Source organism: Amycolatopsis sp. NPDC005961, from assembly GCF_040629235.1.
GTDB lineage: Bacteria > Actinomycetota > Actinomycetes > Mycobacteriales > Pseudonocardiaceae > Amycolatopsis > Amycolatopsis camponoti.
This window is the reverse complement of sequence record NZ_JBEXVF010000024.1, coordinates 1-17658: the sequence shown is the minus strand read 5'-3', so window position 1 is coordinate 17658 and position 17658 is coordinate 1. Positions and strand designations below refer to the sequence as shown.

Genomic DNA, 17658 nt, shown 5'->3' with positions numbered 1-17658 from the left:
TGCGTGGTGACGAAAAATGTCTCACCGGCGTCGCGCGCGGAGAGCCCAGGTGATCAGGGGCAGGTCGAACTCGCCGTCCGCCGTCGCCGGATTCGCCGACAGGAACTCGCGCATCCGCGTCAGCATCGCCGACGACTCGCCCGGTGCCGAGACGATCACCATCGAATACGTCCCGATCGTTTCCAGCAGGCTCTCCGCCGTCCGCCGTTGCACATGGCGAAACCGATCGCTTTCGAACGCGGCGAACTCCGGGTGCGCCATCTCTCGCAAACCGTCCGTCCGGGCCGGCTTCCGGGCCCCATCGCGGCCGAGTGAGGTGAACTGCTCGACCCACGGCACCGAATCGTCTTCGTAGTTCCACATCGGCACCAGCACGCCGCCCGGGCGTAGCACGCGCGCGATCTCCGTCATCGCCGCCGGCACGTCGAACCAATGGAACGCCTGGCCGACGAAAACCGCGTCGACTCCGGCGTCGGGCAACGGGATCCGTTCCGCCCGGCCCTTCAGAGACGTCGCCCCGGGCACGGTCCGCCCCAGTTCGGCGCGCATTTCCGGGTCCGGTTCGACCGCCGTGACGTCGAGTCCGAGCTCGGCCAGGCCGAGGGTGAGCTTGCCCGTTCCGGCACCCAGGTCGAGCACCCGGCGCGGCGTTCCGGTCGCGCCCGAAAGGCCCCATTCGATCGCTTCCCGCGGGTAGCCGGGCCGGTGCTCGGCGTACGCGGCCGCTCGGCTGCCGAAGGAAGAAGCACGCTGGGCGTGCGTGGGGTCACTCACCGGGCCAGGTTACCGATCCGGCCGGAAGCGGGCCGACCTCCGAGCGGCGAGCAACCGTTGCCGCGAAAGCCATCGGCCGTGACTGTCGCCGGATCGCTAACGAACGACTCGGTATGGACGGAAAGGAAAGGTAATCCGGTTGGCGTAGCGCTCAGCCGGGTTCGTACCCTAGGGCCATGACCGAAAAGCCCCCTCCCACCAGCGAGCCCGCCGAAGACGAACTGCCCGAGCAGATGCGGGTGCGCCGGGAGAAGCGCGACCGGATCCTCGCGGAGGGTATCGATCCCTACCCGGTCGAGGTACCCCGCACGCACTCGCTGGCCGAGGTGCGCGCCGCGCATGAAGGGCTGCCCGTCGACACCGCCACCGGCGAGACCGTCGGCGTCACCGGCCGGGTGATGTTCCTGCGCAACACGGGCAAGCTGTGCTTCGCCAGCCTCCGCGAGGGTGACGGCACCGAGCTGCAGGCCATGATCAGCCTGGCGAAGGTCGGCGAGGACGCGCTGGCCGCGTGGAAGTCCGACGTCGACCTCGGCGACCACGTGTTCGTGCAGGGTGAGGTCATCACGTCCAAGCGCGGCGAGCTGTCCGTGATGGCCGATTCCTGGCGCATCACGTCGAAGGCGCTGCGCCCGCTGCCCAACGCCTTCAAGGACCTGGCCGAGGAGACGCGGATCCGCCAGCGCTACGTCGACCTCATCATGCGCCCGCGCGCGCGGGACGTCGTGCGCACGCGCGCCGGCGTGGTCCGGTCGCTGCGGGAGTCGTTCCACCGCCGCGGGTTCACCGAGGTCGAGACGCCGATGCTGCAGACGCTGCACGGCGGCGCCGCGGCCCGCCCGTTCGTCACGCACTCGAACGCGTTCGACATGGAGCTCTTCCTGCGGATCGCGCCGGAGCTCTACCTCAAGCGCTGCGTCGTCGGCGGCATCGAGAAGGTCTTCGAGATCAACCGCAACTTCCGGAACGAGGGCAGCGACTCCTCGCACTCGCCGGAGTTCGCGATGCTCGAGTACTACGAGGCCTACGCCACTTACGACACGAATGCGGTGATGACGCGGGAGCTGATCCAGGAGGCCGCGCAAGCGGTGCTGGACACCCAGGTCATCACCCTGCCCGACGGTTCGGAGTACGACCTGTCCGGCGAATGGACCACACTCGGAATGTACGAGTCGTTGTCCGATTCCCTCGGCGAAGAGGTGACGCCGGAGACGCCCGCCGCCAAACTGCACGGATTCGCGCAGGCCAGGGGCCTGGAAGTGGATCCGAAGCTGGGTCACGGGAAGCTGGTCGAGGAACTGTGGGAGCACCTCGTCGGAGATCACCTGCACGCTCCCACGTTTGTCCGTGATTTTCCGCTGGAGACGTCCCCATTGACGAGGCAGCACCGCTCGCGGGCCGGGGTGGCCGAGAAGTGGGACCTCTACGTGCGCGGATTCGAACTCGCCACCGGATACTCCGAGCTGGTCGATCCGGTCGTCGAACGGGAACGGCTCACCGAACAGTCGCTGCTGGCCGCGCAGGGCGATAGCGAAGCCATGCGCCTCGACGAGGATTTCCTGAGGGCCCTGGAGTACGGAATGCCGCCGAGCGGTGGCGTCGGAATGGGGATCGACCGGCTCCTCATGGCGCTGACCGGTCTCGGTATCCGGGAGACGATCCTCTTCCCGCTCGTGCGTCCCGAATAACCCGGCGGTGTCGTTTACCGCAATGAGATTTGCACTGTCCTCCAGAAGCGGGTACTAATGTTCTAGACAAAGACTTCTGTCCCGGGGCTCGCCCCGTAACCAGATCATTGAGCAAGTCCCCGCAGGAGGAATCGGATGGCACAGAAGGTGCTCGTCTCGCTGGTCGACGACCTCGACGGCAGTGAGGCGGAAGAGACCGTCGAGTTCGGTTTGGACGGCGTCAGCTACCAGATCGACCTCTCTTCGGATAACGCCGAGGAGCTGCGGGACGCCCTCGCCCAGTATGTCGAGCACGCGCGTCGCGCGGGTGGCCGCAAGCGCGCTTCGGTTCGCCCGGTCGCGGGCAAGGGCTCGGCCCGGCCGGCCGCTGTCGACCGTGAGCAGAACCAGGCCATTCGGTCGTGGGCGCGCAAGAACGGTTACGCCGTTTCGGACCGGGGCCGGATCCCGTCCGAGGTCGTCGAGGCGTACCACAAGAAGAACTGAGGATCCTTCGCCTCTCACCCGGTGTCCGCAGGTCACCGGGCGGGGCGGGGAACTCCTCCACGCGGGGTTTCAGTCGAAGCCGCCGGGCGAATTCGCCCGGCGGCTTTCTTCATGTCCGATCGTTGTCCGGTGCGTGTTCGCGGTCCGCCCGGGTCGTGCGGGCGTACTCGGCCGGCGGTTGACCCGTCACGGTGTGAAAATCGCGGATGAAGTGCGACTGGTCGCTATAGCCCAGTCGAACCGCCAGACCGGCGTAATCCGGCTCCCCTTCCGCGGCGATCCGCTGTGCCGCGTCGTTGAGGCGGTATATCCGGATCGCCCACTTGGGTGTGCAGCCGACGTGTTCGGCGAACAACCGCTGCACGGACCGGGTGGTTAGTCCAGTACCCGCGCACAGTTGCGCCACCCGGATAATTCCGGGATCGCGTGCGATTGATTCCACGGCCTCGGCGGCGCGTCGCGCGGACGTCGACAGGCCGGTGGGTTTTGCGATCAGCAAGTTGTCGATCGCGCGGACCATTTGCGCGTCATCGGCGGCGGTCCGCACCGATTCCGCGGCTTCGATCGCCGTCGGACCGAAAACGTCGGCGAGCGGGACAGCGCGGTCGGTGATGTCACTCACCGGGCCACCGAGGAACGCGCGGAAGCACCCGGGCCGGAAACGCACACCCAAGCCCTGGACGCGGCCTTCGAGGCGGTGGGAAAAGATGTCGTGGGCCGGGCCGTACACGCCGGACGCACCGGGGAAGAACGCCGCGTGCACCGCGAGGTTCGGCAGGACGCGCTGTTCGTGGGGTGGTTTGCCGCGCAGGTCCCAGCGCAGCACCCAGTGGTATTCGACGAGGTCCGCCAGCTCGGGCGCGGGCGGGTGCCTGGTCAGCGTGAACATCGTGCGCGCGGTGGCCTCGGCCACGATGCCGCGCGGGATCCGGTGCTCGCCCACGGCGTCCACGGTAGCTGTCGCGTTCTTTCAAGACGGCCGCGCCGGCGGGCGGATTGGATCGCGGGATGACTGCCGAGCTGATGCGGCCCGCCGCGGCCGAGTTCCTGCGGGTCGCCCACGCCGTGGCCGACCTGTCCGCCCCGACACCGTGCGCCGGCTACGACGTCCGCGGGCTGCTGAACCACCTTTTGTATTGGGGCCCGTGGCTGGTCGCCGCGGGACGCCGTGAGGAGCCACCACCGCCGTCGGCGGCCGAAGTCGTCACCGAGGATTGGCGGGCGGCGCTGGAGAAGCAGACGGAGACGCTCGTGGACGTGTTCGGGACGCCATCGGCGTGGACGGGAATGACGGCGCTGGGGACGACCCGCCTCCCGGCGCCGGTGGTCGGCGACATGGTGCTGGGCGAGTTCGTCCTGCACGGCTGGGACCTGGCCCGGGCGAGCGGCCAGGAGCTCCGCTGCGCCCCCGAGGCGGCGACGGCGGTGTACGAGTCCGCGGTGGCCATGGGCGAGCAGGCGCGCTCGATGGGGGTCTACGGGCCGGCGGTGGCGGTGCCCGCGGACGCCCCGGTGCTGGAGCGGGCGCTGGGGGCCTCGGGGCGGGACCCGCGGTGGACCCGCTCTCGCTGAGGGTTGTCCACAGGCCGGCTGGGATGTGGACAGCTTCGGGGCTCGGATGGCGATCCGGGGGGTTTGTCGCAGGTCGCCGATAGAATGGAGTCGGGGTCGCCCCCCTTGGGATGGGCGGGGGCTGTCTGGTGGGGCGGGGCCGGAGGGGCGGTGTTGGCGGAGCTGCGAGTGAGCGAGCCACTGCGACTTTGCCGGGCCCCGCTTGGGACGGGCGGGGGTTTGTCCTGGTCTGTAGGCCGGTCGCAGGACGGGCACGGCCCTCGTTCGGCTTGGCCAGGCGGGTAGCCGCGCCGACGCACCACCGCCCGACATGCTCGCTACCTGCGTCAACGTGGCGCGAACCACGCTTTCAGGGAGATCGCACCCTTCCCTGGCACGAGATTCCCGCCCGCATCACCAGCGGCAGCGGGCACGGCCGCACCATCCAGCTCGCACCCGGGACGGGCGGGGGCGGCCGACTACCGGGCACAGGTGCGCGGGCAGCCGTCGCACTCCGGCTCGGCCGGGAGCAAGTACGAGAAGCAGCAGCTCTCCCTCCGCCGCGTCCACCCCCGGTCCACCCAGCGCAACGTCGACGCCGACGTCAGCGGCGGGTACCGCGAGTCGAGCACCAGGGCCGCGTCCGCGACGCCCGCCCCCTCCGCCTCCGGGGTGCCGCCCGCTCGGCCGGCTCCCCACAGGGCGTTCTCCAGCGCGTCGGTCGCCGCGGCCCAGAGGGTACGGCGGCCGAAGCGGCTTTGGGGTCCGTAGGCCTGGACGAACCGGGCCGCGTGGGCCGTGTATCGGGCCCGGAGGACCGCCGCCAGGGCTCGCTCGTCGCGGACCACCGTCGCTCCGGGCGCCGCCGAGGCCGGGTCGGTCGGCAGGCAGCAGAACCCGTCGGCGAGCACCGCCAGGGCGTCCGGGTACGGCTGACCCGCTCCGACGCGGAACGCCAGGTCCTCGGGGCGGAGTGAAGGCACCCGCCGCTCGTGGTGCAGCAGCAGCGCGCCCACCTGGGCCGGGATGTGCAGGTACCACGCGACCAGGTACGCGTCGACGGTCCTGGGTGGCGCCTCGCCGTACTCGCGCGCCAGCCAACCGGCCAGCCGCGTGCGCCACTCGTCGAAGGGCCCGGCCAGGGCCGTCGAGCAGCGGATCCAGCCTTCCGGGACGTCCCGCCGCAGGTCGAGCCGCCGCAGGGAGGGCGCGAGGCCGTCCGTCTCGCGGGTACTCGGCTGGGTCAACGGCGTCCTCCTTAGGTCTGCCTAACCTAACAGGACTCCGCCGATCGGGTGGCTGTCGCCCCGGTCACTCCCAGGTTGCGGACCTGTTCGCGGTGAGCGGACACCGCGCGGATGGCGGAATCCGAGTGGCCACTCGCACGTTGGGCTTGACGTAAAGGTGCAGGGCAACCTGATGATGGAAGCACCCGGAAGACCCCACGTCCGGGTGCGGGAAAGACCCAGAACAGCCGTAGTGGTACGCCAGCGCGACCGCTTGGCTACTAGAGTGGTCTCACGGTGCTGAATCCATCGCGGTGAAAGCACGATGGAAACGGGCCGCCGGCGCAGCAGTCGAGGGAGTGCACATGTTTGAGAGGTTCACCGACCGCGCGAGGCGGGTGGTCGTCCTGGCTCAAGAAGAGGCCAGGATGCTCAACCACAACTACATCGGCACCGAGCACATCCTCCTGGGTCTGATCCACGAGGGTGAGGGTGTCGCCGCCAAGGCGCTGGAGTCGCTGGGCATCGCCCTGGAGGGCGTGCGCCAGCAGGTCGAAGAGATCATCGGCCAGGGCCAGCAGGCGCCGAGCGGGCACATCCCGTTCACGCCGCGGGCGAAGAAGGTGCTGGAGCTGTCGCTGCGCGAAGCGCTGCAGCTCGGCCACAACTACATCGGTACCGAGCACATCCTGCTGGGCCTGATCCGCGAGGGCGAAGGCGTCGCCGCGCAGGTGCTGGTCAAGCTGGGTGCGGACCTGAACCGCGTCCGCCAGCAGGTGCTGCAGCTGCTCTCGGGCTACCAGGGCAAGGAGTCCACCGAAACCGGTTCCGGCGGCCGTGGTGAAGGCACCCCGTCGTCGTCGCTGGTGCTGGACCAGTTCGGCCGCAACATGACCGTGCTCGCCCGCGAGGGCAAGCTCGACCCGGTCATCGGGCGCGGCAAGGAGATCGAGCGGGTCATGCAGGTCCTGTCCCGCCGGACCAAGAACAACCCGGTGCTCATCGGCGAGCCCGGCGTCGGCAAGACCGCCGTCGTCGAGGGCCTCGCGCAGAGCATCGTCAAGGGCGAGGTGCCCGAGACGCTCAAGGACAAGCAGCTCTACACGCTGGACCTGGGCTCCCTGGTCGCCGGCTCCCGCTACCGCGGTGACTTCGAAGAGCGCCTGAAGAAGGTGCTCAAGGAGATCAAGACCCGCGGCGACATCATCCTGTTCATCGACGAGCTGCACACGCTGGTCGGGGCGGGTGCCGCCGAGGGTGCGATCGACGCGGCTTCGATCCTGAAGCCGATGCTCGCCCGCGGTGAGCTGCAGACGATCGGCGCGACCACGCTCGAGGAGTACCGCAAGTACATCGAGAAGGACGCCGCCCTCGAGCGCCGGTTCCAGCCGATCCAGGTCGGCGAGCCGTCGCTGGAGCACACGATCGAGATCCTCAAGGGCCTGCGCGACCGGTACGAGGCGCACCACCGCGTCTCGATCACCGACTCGGCGCTGGTCGCCGCCGCGACCCTGGCGGACCGGTACATCAACGACCGGTTCCTCCCGGACAAGGCGATCGACCTGATCGACGAGGCCGGCGCCCGGATGCGCATCCGCCGGATGACCGCGCCGCCGGACCTGCGCGAGTTCGACGAGAAGATCGCGAACGTCCGCCGCGACAAGGAGTCCGCGATCGACGCGCAGGACTTCGAGCGGGCCGCCCGCCTGCGTGACGAGGAGAAGACCCTCCTCGGCCAGAAGGGCGAGCGGGAGAAGCAGTGGAAGGACGGCGACCTCGACGTCGTCGCCGAGGTCGACGACGAGCAGATCGCGGAGGTGCTGGCCAACTGGACCGGCATCCCGGTGTTCAAGCTGACCGAGGAGGAGACCACCCGGCTGCTGCGCATGGAGGACGAGCTCCACAAGCGCATCATCGGCCAGGAGGACGCGGTCAAGGCCGTCTCGCAGGCGATCCGCCGTACGCGTGCCGGTCTGAAGGACCCGAAGCGCCCGTCGGGCTCGTTCATCTTCGCCGGCCCGTCCGGTGTCGGTAAGACCGAGCTGTCGAAGGCGCTGGCGGCGTTCCTGTTCGGCGAGGACGACGCGCTCATCCAGATCGACATGGGCGAGTTCCACGACCGCTACACCGCGTCGCGGCTCTTCGGTGCCCCTCCGGGCTACGTGGGCTACGAAGAGGGTGGCCAGCTGACGGAGAAGGTGCGTCGCAAGCCGTTCTCGGTGGTCCTGTTCGACGAGATCGAGAAGGCGCACCAGGAGATCTACAACACGCTGCTGCAGGTGCTGGAAGACGGCCGCCTGACCGACGGTCAGGGTCGCACGGTCGACTTCAAGAACACGGTCCTCATCTTCACGTCCAACCTGGGCACGTCGGACATCTCGAAGTCCGTCTCGCTCGGGTTCGCCGGGTCCAACGACACCGGCACCCGGTACGAGAAGATGAAGCAGAAGGTCAACGAGGAAATGAAGAAGCATTTCCGCCCGGAGTTCCTGAACCGGATCGATGACATCATCGTGTTCCACCAGCTGACGCAGGACCAGATCATCATGATGGTCGACCTGATGATCGGCCGCGTGGAGAAGCAGCTCAAGGCCAAGGACATGGAGCTGGAGCTGACGGCGAAGGCCAAGGCCCTGCTGGCCAAGCGCGGCTTCGACCCGGTGCTGGGCGCGCGGCCGCTGCGTCGCACGATCCAGCGCGAGATCGAGGACCAGCTGTCGGAGAAGATCCTCTTCGGCGAGGTCGAGCCCGGCCAGATCATCCTGGTCGACGTCGAGGGCTGGAGCGGCAACCCCGAGGACAAGGACGACCAGGCCCGGTTCACCTTCCGCGGTGAGCGCAAGCCGTCGTCGGTCCCGGACGCCCCGCCGGTCAGCATCGGCGCGGGCCACGAGGAGCAGGGCGGCGAAGCCGAAAGCGAGTGATCGGCTGAGCAGCACGGCAGAAAGGGCGGTTCCCCGGAAGGGGAGCCGCCCTTTCTGCTTGTGTCCGACGCACCGAGAGCCGTGTTGGGGTCCGTGAGACGATGCCGGGCGGAGCTTGGGAGGGTATCCGCGTGGACGTGCTGTCGATCGACTTCGGGACCTCCAGCACCGTCGCTGTCCTCTCTGCCTTCGGGCGCGGGCCGCGGGCCGTCGAGGTCGATGGGTCCGTCACCATGTCCTCCGCCGTCTTCGTCAACGATGACGGCCTGCTCGTCGTCGGGCAGGACGCCGAACGGCGGGCGCGGCTCGATCCCAGCCGGTTCGAGCCCAACCCCAAGCGGCGCATCGACGAAGGCACCCTGCGGCTCGGCGATTCCACAGTGGAGGTCACCGACGCCTTCGCCGCCGTCCTGCGCAGGGTCGGGGAGGAAGCCGAACGGCAGCTCGGCCGGCCGCCCGGGCAGACGCGGATCTCGCACCCCGCCGGCTGGGGCGCCACCCGGCAGGACGCGATCCGCACCGCCGCCGCCAAAGCCGGGTTCGGTGATGTCCGGCTGATCCCCGAGCCGGTTGCCGCAGCCGCGCACTACGCGAGCATCGGCCATCGCAACACCGGCCCCATCGGCGTCTACGACCTCGGCGCCGGCACCTTCGACTGCGCCGTCGTCGGCGTTTCCCGGCAGGGCTTCGCCGTGCTCGCCGAAGGGGGCCTGCCCGACCTCGGCAGCCTCGACATCGACCAGGCGCTGCTCGTGCACATCGGCCGCTCGGTCTCGCACGCCGATCCCGCGCAGTGGCAACGGCTTCTGCGTCCGCAGTCCACCGCCGACCGCCGCACCCGGCGCGCGTTGCTGCAGGATGTCCGTGACGCCAAGGAAAGCCTCTCCCGGCACACCCAGACCCACGTGCCGATGCCCGAGCCGTTCGGTGACGTCCTGGTCAGCCGCGACGAGCTCGAAGCGCTCGTGCGGCCCAGCCTGCTGCGCAGCGCCGAACTGCTCGCCGCGACGATCCACCGCGCGGGCCTGACCCCCGCGCAGCTCGCCGGCGTCTACCTCGTCGGCGGGCCGAGCCGGATGCCGTTGCTGGCCACGCTGCTCGGGCGCCAGCTCGGCGTCACGCCGACCACGCAGGACCGGCCCGAAACCGCCGTCGCGTTCGGCCTCCACCACGTTCCCCTCAGCACCACCGCCGACCTCACCGTGCCCACCTTCGCGCCGGTCCGGCCGCCCGTGACGCCGCCGCGGCCGCAGCCCTGGCAGCAACAACCGCCTCTTCGATACGCGCCGCCGTCGCCGGAGCCGAAGAAGACCACGAAGCCGTGGCTCATCGCGCTCGCCGTGCTCGTGGTCGTCGCCGTCGTGGTGACGGTCGTCGTGCTGGTCACCACGAGCGACTCCGCCGCCGAGTCCACTGTGGACTGTACGACGACGACCCAGCGCGACCAGGCCGGGTTCACCCCGTGCCTGCGCTCGCTGGCCGGCACCGTCCCGGACCGCGCCACCTGCCGGACCGCCGACTCCGTGGCCCGGTTGGTGCACGCCCAGACGGCCGTCACCTGCGGGTTCGGCCAGGGCGCCGCCGTGAGCTACTACCAGGGCGTGACCGTCGACGAGATCGAGGCGGGCGCGAAGCTGCAGATGGGCGACGGCACCGTCGAGCGCGGCACCTGGGACGGCGGCGGGCTGCACGGCCGGTACGTCGCCGGGGTCGGCAGCGCCACGGGGATCGTGCTCTTCGGCGCCGACGACCGCCGGGCGGCCGGGCTCTACGTCTCGATCGACCGCGGGCGCCGGACCCCGGACCTCGTCGCCTACTTCACCGGAGAGCTCAAACCGGCCTGACGGCTCACCAGGCCTGGTCCATCCGCGGGCCCTGGCGGTAGAAGTCCTCGTCCGCCACCGGGCCCGGCGGCGGTGCGACGGCCGGCGCCTCGGCCGAACGGTTCTTCAGCACCGCGCCGGTCCGCTCTTCGTGCCGGGGGACGGCAGGCGGCGGCGCCGGTTCGAACCGCATCCGCCAGCGCAGCCGGTCCATCAGGTAGCCACCGCTGCCCAAGGGCGCCAGCAGCTGCCCGGTCCGCTTCGCCGAGTCGCGCTGCGCCTCGACGTAGGTGCGCAGGACGGCGTCGGCGATCTCGTCCGGCGACATCCGCGAAACGGCGTCGGTGAGCCGAAGCTGGGTCAGCACGCCGTCGGTGTTGACCGAGAGCGAGACGGCGCCGTCGGCGGACGTCGCCGTCGACGACAGCGCGGACAGCTCGCCCAGGAGCGCATCGCGGTCCGGTTTCGCCGGGTGGTCGGCCATTCGATCATGTAAACACCGTTCAGCTGTCCGGCGGAGGGATTCGCGAGCGGTGTGCCGCAGATCACCGGCACGTCCCCGTACCGCCGAACGGGCGAACCTCGTACCTGCCCGGGGCGGCCGGCGCTCTTACCTGCATGAGCACCGTCACGAAGCCTCGCGCGCCGACCGTGCGGCGGCAGCTGCGCGAAGCGAAACGCTTCTCCTGGACCGGGTTCGGCGTCACGGTCGCGGCGTCGCTGCTCGGCGCGCTCGTCCCGGCGGCGATCGGCGCCGGCCCGGACGCGACACTGGTTTCGACGCTGGTCGTCACCGTGCTGGCGGCCGGCGGGTTCACCGCCAAGGACGGCAGCGCGGCCCGCGGGATCAAGGCGATCGCGATCGTGCTGCTGGCCGTGGGCGCTTTGGTCCTGACGGTCACCGGGGTGACGGTGCTCGACGTCGTGCGCGGCCGCCCGGCGACGTTCCCGGTGGTGCCGGCCGGGGACCCGGCGGCGCTGCTGGTCCCGCAGTCGGTCGCCTGCGGCACGACACCGGTGCACACGACGACGACCTGCACGGTGGCGGTCCGCAGCGTCGGCGCGGCCCCGCTGCGGGTGAGCGGGACCGACCTGGACAGCGAGGAGTTCGCGGTGGACGCGAGCGCGTGCGTCGCCGCCGAGGTGGCGCCGGGCAGGCGCTGCACCCTGGTCGTGAGCTTCACCCCGGCGTGGAGCGGCGATCGGGTGGCGGATCTGACGGTCCACCACAACGTCCCGGGCCCGTCGGCGTTCGTGGAGCTCACCGGCCGCGGCGGTTAGCGGCGGACGAACCGGATCCGCGCGGGCCAGGCCACCACCAGCTGCAGCAGCACGGAAACCGCCGCCAGCAGCGGGATCCGGTAGCCGCCGAGTGCTTCGGTCACGTTGAAGACGACCAGGAAGGCCAGCGGCGCCAGCATCGCCGTCAGCACCACCGGCAGCTGGGGCCGGATCCGCGTCACGCTCACCAGGAGCAGCGCGATCAACGCCGAGCCGGCCATGGTCGCCCAGAAGACGAGCAAGCCGAGGAACCACTGCCCGAACATGCAGAAGCCCTCGATGGCGTCCGCGCACATCTGCTCGTAGCTGCCGGACACCGCGACCCAGAACCAGCCGGTGGCGGTGCCGCCGAGCGCGCTCGTCACGCTCGCCGCGACGAGCGCCCGCGGATCGGCCTGCAGCGTTGTCAATGCTCCGCGCCCGCGCTGACCGCGAGGTCCGTCGTCGTCCGCGAAGCCGTGTCCACCAGTGCTTCCAGCGCGTCGGCGATGCGGTCGACCCCCAGCGACGGCGCCGCCTTGCCGGACGCCGCCACCTGTTCGGGGCTGAACGGGACGTGCACGAACCCGCCGCGCACGTCCGGCCGGGCCGAGAGCAGGTGCATCAGCCCGTAGAAGACCTGGTTGCACACGTACGTCCCGGCGGTGTGGGACACCGAAGCCGGCACGCCCGCCGCGCGGATCGCCGCCACGCACGCCTTCACCGGCAACGTCGTGAAGTACGCCGCCGGTCCGTCCGGGACCACCGGGACGTCCACCGGCCGCGCGCCCGCGTTGTCGGGGATGCGGGCGTCGATCAGGTTGACCGCGACGCGCTCCGGCGTCACGTCGGGGCGGCCGCCTGCCTGGCCCACGCACACCACCAGCGACGGCCGGTGCTCCTCCACCGCGCGTCGCAAGGTGGGCAGCGACGCGGCGAACTCGCACGGCAGCTCTACCGCGGCGATGTCGTCCCGGCGCGCGCCGAGCAGCGAAACCGCCTGCCACGACGGGTTCACCGGCTCGCCGCCGAACGGCGCGAACCCCGTCATCAGCACCCTGGCCATGCACCCTCCCGAAACGCCGTGAAGGCCACCCTACGACGCGGGGTGGCCTTCACGAAGGGATCAACTCAGGCGGCGGGCTTCAGGCCACCCGGGAAGAGGTACTGGTCGGCGGGCTTGCCGGCCCCGTACACCCAGGCGTCGAAGAACCCCTGGAGGTTCTTGTGCGCGACCTTCTCGGTGTACTGCTGGAACTCCTGCATGCTCGCGTTCCCGTCCCGGTGCAGCGACGGCCAGGTCCTGAGGACCCGGTCGAACGCGGTCTGCCCGACGTAGTTGCGCAGCGCGTGCAGCATCATCGGGCCCTTCGAGTACACGTACGTGAACTCGTTGCCGGCGCCCATGTCGTACAGCTTGCCGTTCCAGAAGTTCGCGGAAGCCTTCTTGACGTCGTCCGCGTACTGCTTGTTCAGGTCGACGCCCTCCTTGGCCTCGTCCCAGAGCCACGTCGCGTACGACGCGAAGCACTCGTTGAGGCAGACGTCGCGCCAGTGCGAAACGGCCACCGAGTCGCCGTACCACTGGTGGGCGTTCTCGTGGACGATCGTCGGGACCGTGCCGGCCCAGCCCGCGGAGTAGATCGGCCGGCTCATCGTCTCCAGCGAGAAGCCGATCTGCTCGTTGAGGAAGATGCCGCCCGCCGCGTCGATCGGGTACTTGCCGAACTTCGACTCGAGGAAGTCGAGGATCTCCGGCAGCCGCGCCTCGGCCTGCTTCGTCGAGTCGGGGACGCCCGGGGCGAACGCGCTGACGACCGGGGTGCCGTCCTTGCGCTTCTGCCGGTCGAAGGTCCACTTGTCGATCGCGACCGTCGTCATGTACGGCACGATCGGCGTTTCCTCGGCCCAGACGTGCGTGGTGCCGCCCGGTGCCTTGAACGACGGCTTCTCGCGGCCGTTGGCGATCACGCCCCACTCGTCGGGCACGGTGATCGCGAGGTGGAACGTGGCCTTGTCGAGCGGGGTGTCGTTGACCGGGTACCAGGTCGTGGCCGACTTCGGCTCGCCGGCGACGAACGCGCCGCCCGCCTGGGCGTACTGCCAGCCGTTGTTGCCGAGCGACGGGTCGTTGATCGGCGCGGGCACCCCGTGGTAGTCGATCTTGATCTCGAAGTGCTCGCCGCGCCGCAGCGGCCGCGACGGCGTGACGACCAGCTCGTGGTCGCCGGTCCGGCTGAACTTCGCGCCGCGGCCGTCGACCTTCACGGAGTCGACGGTCAGGCCGCGGAAGTCGAGGTTGAACGAGCTGAGCGACTGCGTGGCCCGGGCGGAGATGTCCTGCGCGCCCTTGAGCTGGTGCGACGCGGGGTCGTAGCTCACCTTCAGGTTGTAGTCGGCGACGTCGTAGCCGCCGTTGCCGTCCTGCGGGTAGTAGCTGTCGCCGGCGCCGTCGCTGCCCGGCTTCGCGCCCCAGTCGTTCCCGGCGGCGGCGACCCCGCTGCTCAAGCAGATGCCGGTGAGCAGCGCGGCGGCGAGCACGACCGGTTTCTGTCCCCTCATGAACGCTCCTGTCTGGGGGTGGACGTGGAATCGCAACGTATCGCCACGAACGTGCCACCGGACGGTCTGACGTCGTATTTGTCCGGAAAGTCAACACTTCCGTCGGTGCCGGTCCGGCCATCCGCCCCCGGCGCCCGGGTGCGGTCTGGAAAGCTGGACGCATGCGCGTCGCGCTGCTGGGCCCGTTGCGGGCGACCGACGACGAAGGCACGCCGATCGACATCGGCGGGGCCCGCCTTCGCATGCTCCTGGCCAGGCTCGCGCTGGACGCCGGGCGCGCGGTCCCGGCCGACGCGCTCGTCGACGGTCTCTGGGGTGCCGAACCGCCGGCCGACGCCGCCAACGCGCTGCAGTCGCTGGTCTCGCGGCTGCGCAAGGCGCTGCCGGTGGCCGTCGAGTCGGGCCCGGGCGGCTACCGGCTCGCCGTGGCCCGTGAAGACGTCGACGCCGAACGCTTCGAACGGCTCGCCGCCGGCGGCCGCCGGGAGCTCGCCGCGGGCCGGGACGCGCACGCGGCCGAGCTGCTGACTGAAGCGCTCGGGCTCTGGCAGGGCGGTGCGCTCGCCGACGTCCTCGACGCGCCGTTCGCGCCCGCGCCCGCCCGCCGCCTCGCCGACCTGCGGGCCGAGGCGATCGAAGACCGGTTCGAAGCGCTGATCCGGCTGGGCGAGCACGCCGGGGTCCTCGCCGACCTGGTCGCCGCGGCCGACGCCGACCCGCTGCGCGAGCGGCTGGCCGGGCTGCGGATCCGCGCGCTGTGCGCGGCCGGGCGGCAGTCGGAGGCGCTGGGCGTCTACACCGGGATCCGCCGCACCCTGGCCGACCAGCTCGGCGTCGACCCCTCGGCCGAGCTGCAGGAGATCCACCTCGCCGCGCTGCGCGGCGAGTTCGCGCCGCCGGCCCCGGTGACCGACCGGCTGCCGACGCGGCTGACCACGTTCATCGGCCGCGACGACGAGCTCAAGCTGCTGGCCGAGCTGCTCGGTGGCGCCCGGCTGGTCACCTTGATCGGCCCGGGCGGGGCGGGCAAGACCCGGCTGGCCACCGAGTCCGCGTCCCGGCACCCGGCGCACGCCCGCGGGCGCGTGTGGTTCGTACCGCTGGCCGGCGTCCGCGACCCCGGCGACGTCGTCGGCGCGGTGGCCGGCGCGCTGGAGGTGCGGGACATCCGCAGCGCCGACACCGAGGTGCGGCGGCGGCCGGACCTGCTCGGCCACGCCGTCGAGGTGCTGGCCGGCGGGGAAGCGCTGCTGGTGCTGGACAACTGCGAGCACGTCATCGACGCGGCCGCGACGCTGGCCGACGAGCTGCTGAGCCGGGCGCCCGGGCTGCGGATCCTCGCGACCAGCCGGGAGCCGCTGGCCATCACCGGCGAGGCGCTGTGCCCGCTCGGGCCGCTGCCCGTGCCGGCCGAACGCGCGGCGCCCGCCGAAGCCGCCGAGCTGGACTCGACGCGGCTGTTCCTCGACCGCGCGAGCGCGGTCCGCCCGGACTTCGTGCTCGATGAGTCCACTGTGGACGATGTCGGGCAGATCTGCCGCCGGCTGGACGGGATGCCGCTCGCGCTGGAGCTGGCCGCCGCGCGGCTGCGGTCGATGACGCCGGCCCAGATCGCCGCCAGGCTCGACGACCGGTTCCGGCTGCTGACCTCGGGCAGCCGCACCGCGCTGCCGCGGCAGCGGACGCTGCGCGCCGTCGTCGAGTGGAGCTGGGACCTGCTCACCGAACCGGAGCTGGTGCTCGCGCGGCGGCTCGCGGTGTTCCCCAGCGGTGCGCCGATGGACGCCGTCGAGCGGGTCTGCGCGGACGAGCTGCTGCCCGCCGCCGAAGTCCCGTACGTGCTCGGCACGCTCGTCGAGAAGTCCATCGTGGACACCGTGAACCGCGGCGGCGAGCCGCGGTACCGGATGCTGGAGACCCTGCGGGCCTACGCCGGCGAGCGGCTCGCCGAGTCCGGCGAGCAGGTCGTGTTCCAGCGCGCGATGGCCCGCTACTACGTCGGCCTGGCCGAATGGGCGGAACCGTTGCTGCGCACCGGCGAGCAGCTGTCCGCGATCGACGTCTACGAGGCGGAGTCGGCCAACCTGACCGGCGCCCTGCGCACGGCCATCGAAATGTCCGATGTGGACACTTCGGTGCGGTTGCTCAACGGGATGTTCTGGTATTTCACCATTCTCGGGCAGGGCGAGCGGGCCGAGGAGTTCATCGACGCGGTGCTCGCCTTCGGAGACCGGCTGCCGCCGGACGTCAACGCGGCCTACCGCGCGATCGCGCGGCTGTTCCACCAGGTGCCGTCCCGGCTCCCGCTCGAAGGCGTCCACGAGCTGGTCGACGAGTGCGTCCGCACCGGTGCGGTGGGGAAGTACCCGGGCCTGGCCGTGGCGCTGCCGATGCTGGCCTTCCTCGGCGGCGACCGCGAGCTGGCGATGCGGGAGGTGCACCGCGCGCAGGCCGACGACGACACCTGGATCCGCTCGGGCGGCCACTGGGTGGAGAGCTTCCTGCTCGACGACACCGGGGACGTCGAGGGCGCGGACCGGGCCCGTGACCGCGCGTACGCGGGATTCCGCGAGGTCGGCGACCGCTGGGGCACGGCGATGACGTTGAGCTTCAAGGCGAACGCGCTGTCCCAGGCCGGCTCGGGCGAGAGCGCGATCGAGGTGTACCAGCAAGGGCTGGCGCTGTCGATGGAGCTGCGGTCGCACGAGGACGTCGTGCAGCACTGGTGGCGCCTGGCCGTCGAGCGTGCCCGCCTCGGGGACCTCGAGGGCGCGTGGCGTGACCAGGAGGCCGCCGAGCGCTACGGGCAGGGGAACGAGAACCCCCAGCAGCGGGCGTTCCTGATGTTCGGCCGGATCGAGTTGTGCCTGCGCGGCGGGCAGCTGGCCGAAGCGCGCGCGGCGCTCACCCAGCTCCGGGCGCTGACGTGGGAAGTCGCCTTCCCCGAGGGCATGGGCGAGGAGTGGGTCGGCGCGTTCGAAGGGCGGCTCGCGCTGGCCGAGCACCGGCCGGACGCGGCCGAGGCGCACTTGACCAAGGCCATCTCCGCGACCGGCGACCGCGGTGACATGCCGGACCTCGCCGGCGCGGTGGAGCTGCTGGCTCTCGTGCGCCACCAGCAGGGCCGGCCGGTCGAGGCGGCCCGCATGCTGGGCGCGTCGGCGCTGATCCGCGGCCGTTTCGACCTGGGCAGCCCGGAGGTGCGCGAGCTGATCGCCCAGCTGCGCGCGGAGCTTTCCGACGCGCGGTACGAGGAGCTGATCGCCGAGGCGCGCGCCATGTCCAAAGAGGACGCCATCGCCGGGCTGAAGTCCCCTACCGCAAATGGTCGTGAGTGAGAAACAGTGTTGGAACACTGTTTCTC

The 17658-nt window shown here is 71.0% G+C and carries 14 protein-coding genes; 7 read left to right on the top strand and 7 right to left on the bottom strand.

The window, feature by feature from the left end; translation table 11 throughout:
- Positions 1-21: 21 nt before the first annotated feature.
- A complete protein-coding gene (locus ABZ342_RS22350; protein WP_360476072.1) occupies positions 22-774 on the bottom strand; it encodes a class I SAM-dependent methyltransferase in 753 nt (250 codons plus the stop codon).
- A gap of 176 nt (positions 775-950) precedes the next feature.
- Here ABZ342_RS22350 and lysS point away from each other — a divergent pair, with 176 nt between their 5' ends.
- Positions 951-2462, top strand: a complete 1512-nt coding sequence (gene lysS, locus ABZ342_RS22345; protein ID WP_360476069.1) for a lysine--tRNA ligase — start codon at positions 951-953, stop codon at positions 2460-2462.
- Positions 2463-2597: 135 nt separating this feature from the next.
- Entirely contained in the window at positions 2598-2948 is a 351-nt protein-coding gene (locus ABZ342_RS22340) for an Lsr2 family protein (RefSeq protein WP_155547769.1), read from the top strand.
- Positions 2949-3057: 109 nt separating this feature from the next.
- Here ABZ342_RS22340 and ABZ342_RS22335 read toward each other — a convergent pair whose 3' ends face one another.
- Entirely contained in the window at positions 3058-3891 is an 834-nt protein-coding gene (locus ABZ342_RS22335) for a helix-turn-helix domain-containing protein (RefSeq protein WP_360476066.1), read from the bottom strand.
- Between the two features lie 65 nt (positions 3892-3956).
- Here ABZ342_RS22335 and ABZ342_RS22330 point away from each other — a divergent pair, with 65 nt between their 5' ends.
- A complete protein-coding gene (locus tag ABZ342_RS22330; RefSeq protein ID WP_360476063.1) occupies positions 3957-4520 on the top strand; it encodes a TIGR03086 family metal-binding protein in 564 nt (187 codons plus the stop codon).
- Between the two features lie 458 nt (positions 4521-4978).
- Here the strand turns inward: ABZ342_RS22330 and ABZ342_RS22325 are convergent, their stop codons facing one another.
- Complete coding sequence (locus ABZ342_RS22325; RefSeq protein ID WP_360476060.1) at positions 4979-5746, bottom strand: (2Fe-2S)-binding protein; 768 nt, start codon at positions 5744-5746, stop codon at positions 4979-4981.
- 344 nt (positions 5747-6090) lie between these two features.
- On the opposite strand from ABZ342_RS22325, the gene ABZ342_RS22320 reads away from it, so the two are divergent.
- Together ABZ342_RS22320 and ABZ342_RS22315 are read left to right on the top strand one after the other, a co-directional pair.
- Positions 6091-8649, top strand: coding sequence for an ATP-dependent Clp protease ATP-binding subunit (locus ABZ342_RS22320; RefSeq protein WP_360476057.1), 2559 nt, complete (start codon positions 6091-6093; stop codon positions 8647-8649).
- 131 nt (positions 8650-8780) lie between these two features.
- A complete protein-coding gene (locus ABZ342_RS22315; RefSeq protein WP_360476054.1) occupies positions 8781-10493 on the top strand; it encodes an Hsp70 family protein in 1713 nt (570 codons plus the stop codon).
- Between the two features lie 4 nt (positions 10494-10497).
- On the opposite strand, the gene ABZ342_RS22310 is transcribed toward ABZ342_RS22315, so the two are convergent.
- On the bottom strand, positions 10498-10956 hold the full coding sequence (locus ABZ342_RS22310; RefSeq protein WP_360476051.1) for a YbaB/EbfC family nucleoid-associated protein: 459 nt from the start codon (positions 10954-10956) through the stop codon (positions 10498-10500).
- Between the two features lie 134 nt (positions 10957-11090).
- Here ABZ342_RS22310 and ABZ342_RS22305 point away from each other — a divergent pair, with 134 nt between their 5' ends.
- On the top strand, positions 11091-11753 hold the full coding sequence (locus ABZ342_RS22305; RefSeq protein ID WP_360476048.1) for a hypothetical protein: 663 nt from the start codon (positions 11091-11093) through the stop codon (positions 11751-11753).
- On the opposite strand, the gene ABZ342_RS22300 is transcribed toward ABZ342_RS22305, so the two are convergent.
- The 3 genes from ABZ342_RS22300 to ABZ342_RS22290 form a co-directional block, all read right to left on the bottom strand.
- On the bottom strand, positions 11750-12163 hold the full coding sequence (locus ABZ342_RS22300) for a hypothetical protein (RefSeq protein ID WP_360476045.1): 414 nt from the start codon (positions 12161-12163) through the stop codon (positions 11750-11752). The two genes, ABZ342_RS22305 and ABZ342_RS22300, sit on opposite strands and share 4 nt — an antisense overlap.
- Complete coding sequence (gene pcp, locus ABZ342_RS22295) at positions 12160-12798, bottom strand: pyroglutamyl-peptidase I (RefSeq protein ID WP_360476042.1); 639 nt, start codon at positions 12796-12798, stop codon at positions 12160-12162. The genes ABZ342_RS22300 and pcp overlap by 4 nt, the downstream gene beginning before the upstream one ends.
- 65 nt (positions 12799-12863) lie before the next feature.
- A complete protein-coding gene (locus tag ABZ342_RS22290; RefSeq protein WP_360476039.1) occupies positions 12864-14294 on the bottom strand; it encodes a M1 family metallopeptidase in 1431 nt (476 codons plus the stop codon).
- Between the two features lie 161 nt (positions 14295-14455).
- On the opposite strand from ABZ342_RS22290, the gene ABZ342_RS22285 reads away from it, so the two are divergent.
- Positions 14456-17632 carry a BTAD domain-containing putative transcriptional regulator gene (locus ABZ342_RS22285; RefSeq protein ID WP_360476036.1) on the top strand — a complete coding sequence of 1059 codons (3177 nt, stop codon included), beginning with the start codon at positions 14456-14458 and terminating at the stop codon, positions 17630-17632.
- Positions 17633-17658 lie beyond the last annotated feature (26 nt).

What these genes read in the sequence shown, in the direction of transcription:
- ABZ342_RS22310 (WP_360476051.1), bottom strand. Translation starts at nt 10,956, where the DNA reads ATGGCCGACCACCCGGCGAAACCGGACCGCGATGCGCTCCTGGGCGAG.
- lysS (WP_360476069.1), top strand. Translation starts at nt 951, where the DNA reads ATGACCGAAAAGCCCCCTCCCACCAGCGAGCCCGCCGAAGACGAACTG.
- pcp (WP_360476042.1), bottom strand. Translation starts at nt 12,798, where the DNA reads ATGGCCAGGGTGCTGATGACGGGGTTCGCGCCGTTCGGCGGCGAGCCG.
- ABZ342_RS22305 (WP_360476048.1), top strand. Translation starts at nt 11,091, where the DNA reads ATGAGCACCGTCACGAAGCCTCGCGCGCCGACCGTGCGGCGGCAGCTG.
- ABZ342_RS22285 (WP_360476036.1), top strand. Translation starts at nt 14,456, where the DNA reads ATGCGCGTCGCGCTGCTGGGCCCGTTGCGGGCGACCGACGACGAAGGC.
- ABZ342_RS22340 (WP_155547769.1), top strand. Translation starts at nt 2,598, where the DNA reads ATGGCACAGAAGGTGCTCGTCTCGCTGGTCGACGACCTCGACGGCAGT.
- ABZ342_RS22330 (WP_360476063.1), top strand. Translation starts at nt 3,957, where the DNA reads ATGACTGCCGAGCTGATGCGGCCCGCCGCGGCCGAGTTCCTGCGGGTC.
- ABZ342_RS22290 (WP_360476039.1), bottom strand. Translation starts at nt 14,294, where the DNA reads ATGAGGGGACAGAAACCGGTCGTGCTCGCCGCCGCGCTGCTCACCGGC.
- ABZ342_RS22320 (WP_360476057.1), top strand. Translation starts at nt 6,091, where the DNA reads ATGTTTGAGAGGTTCACCGACCGCGCGAGGCGGGTGGTCGTCCTGGCT.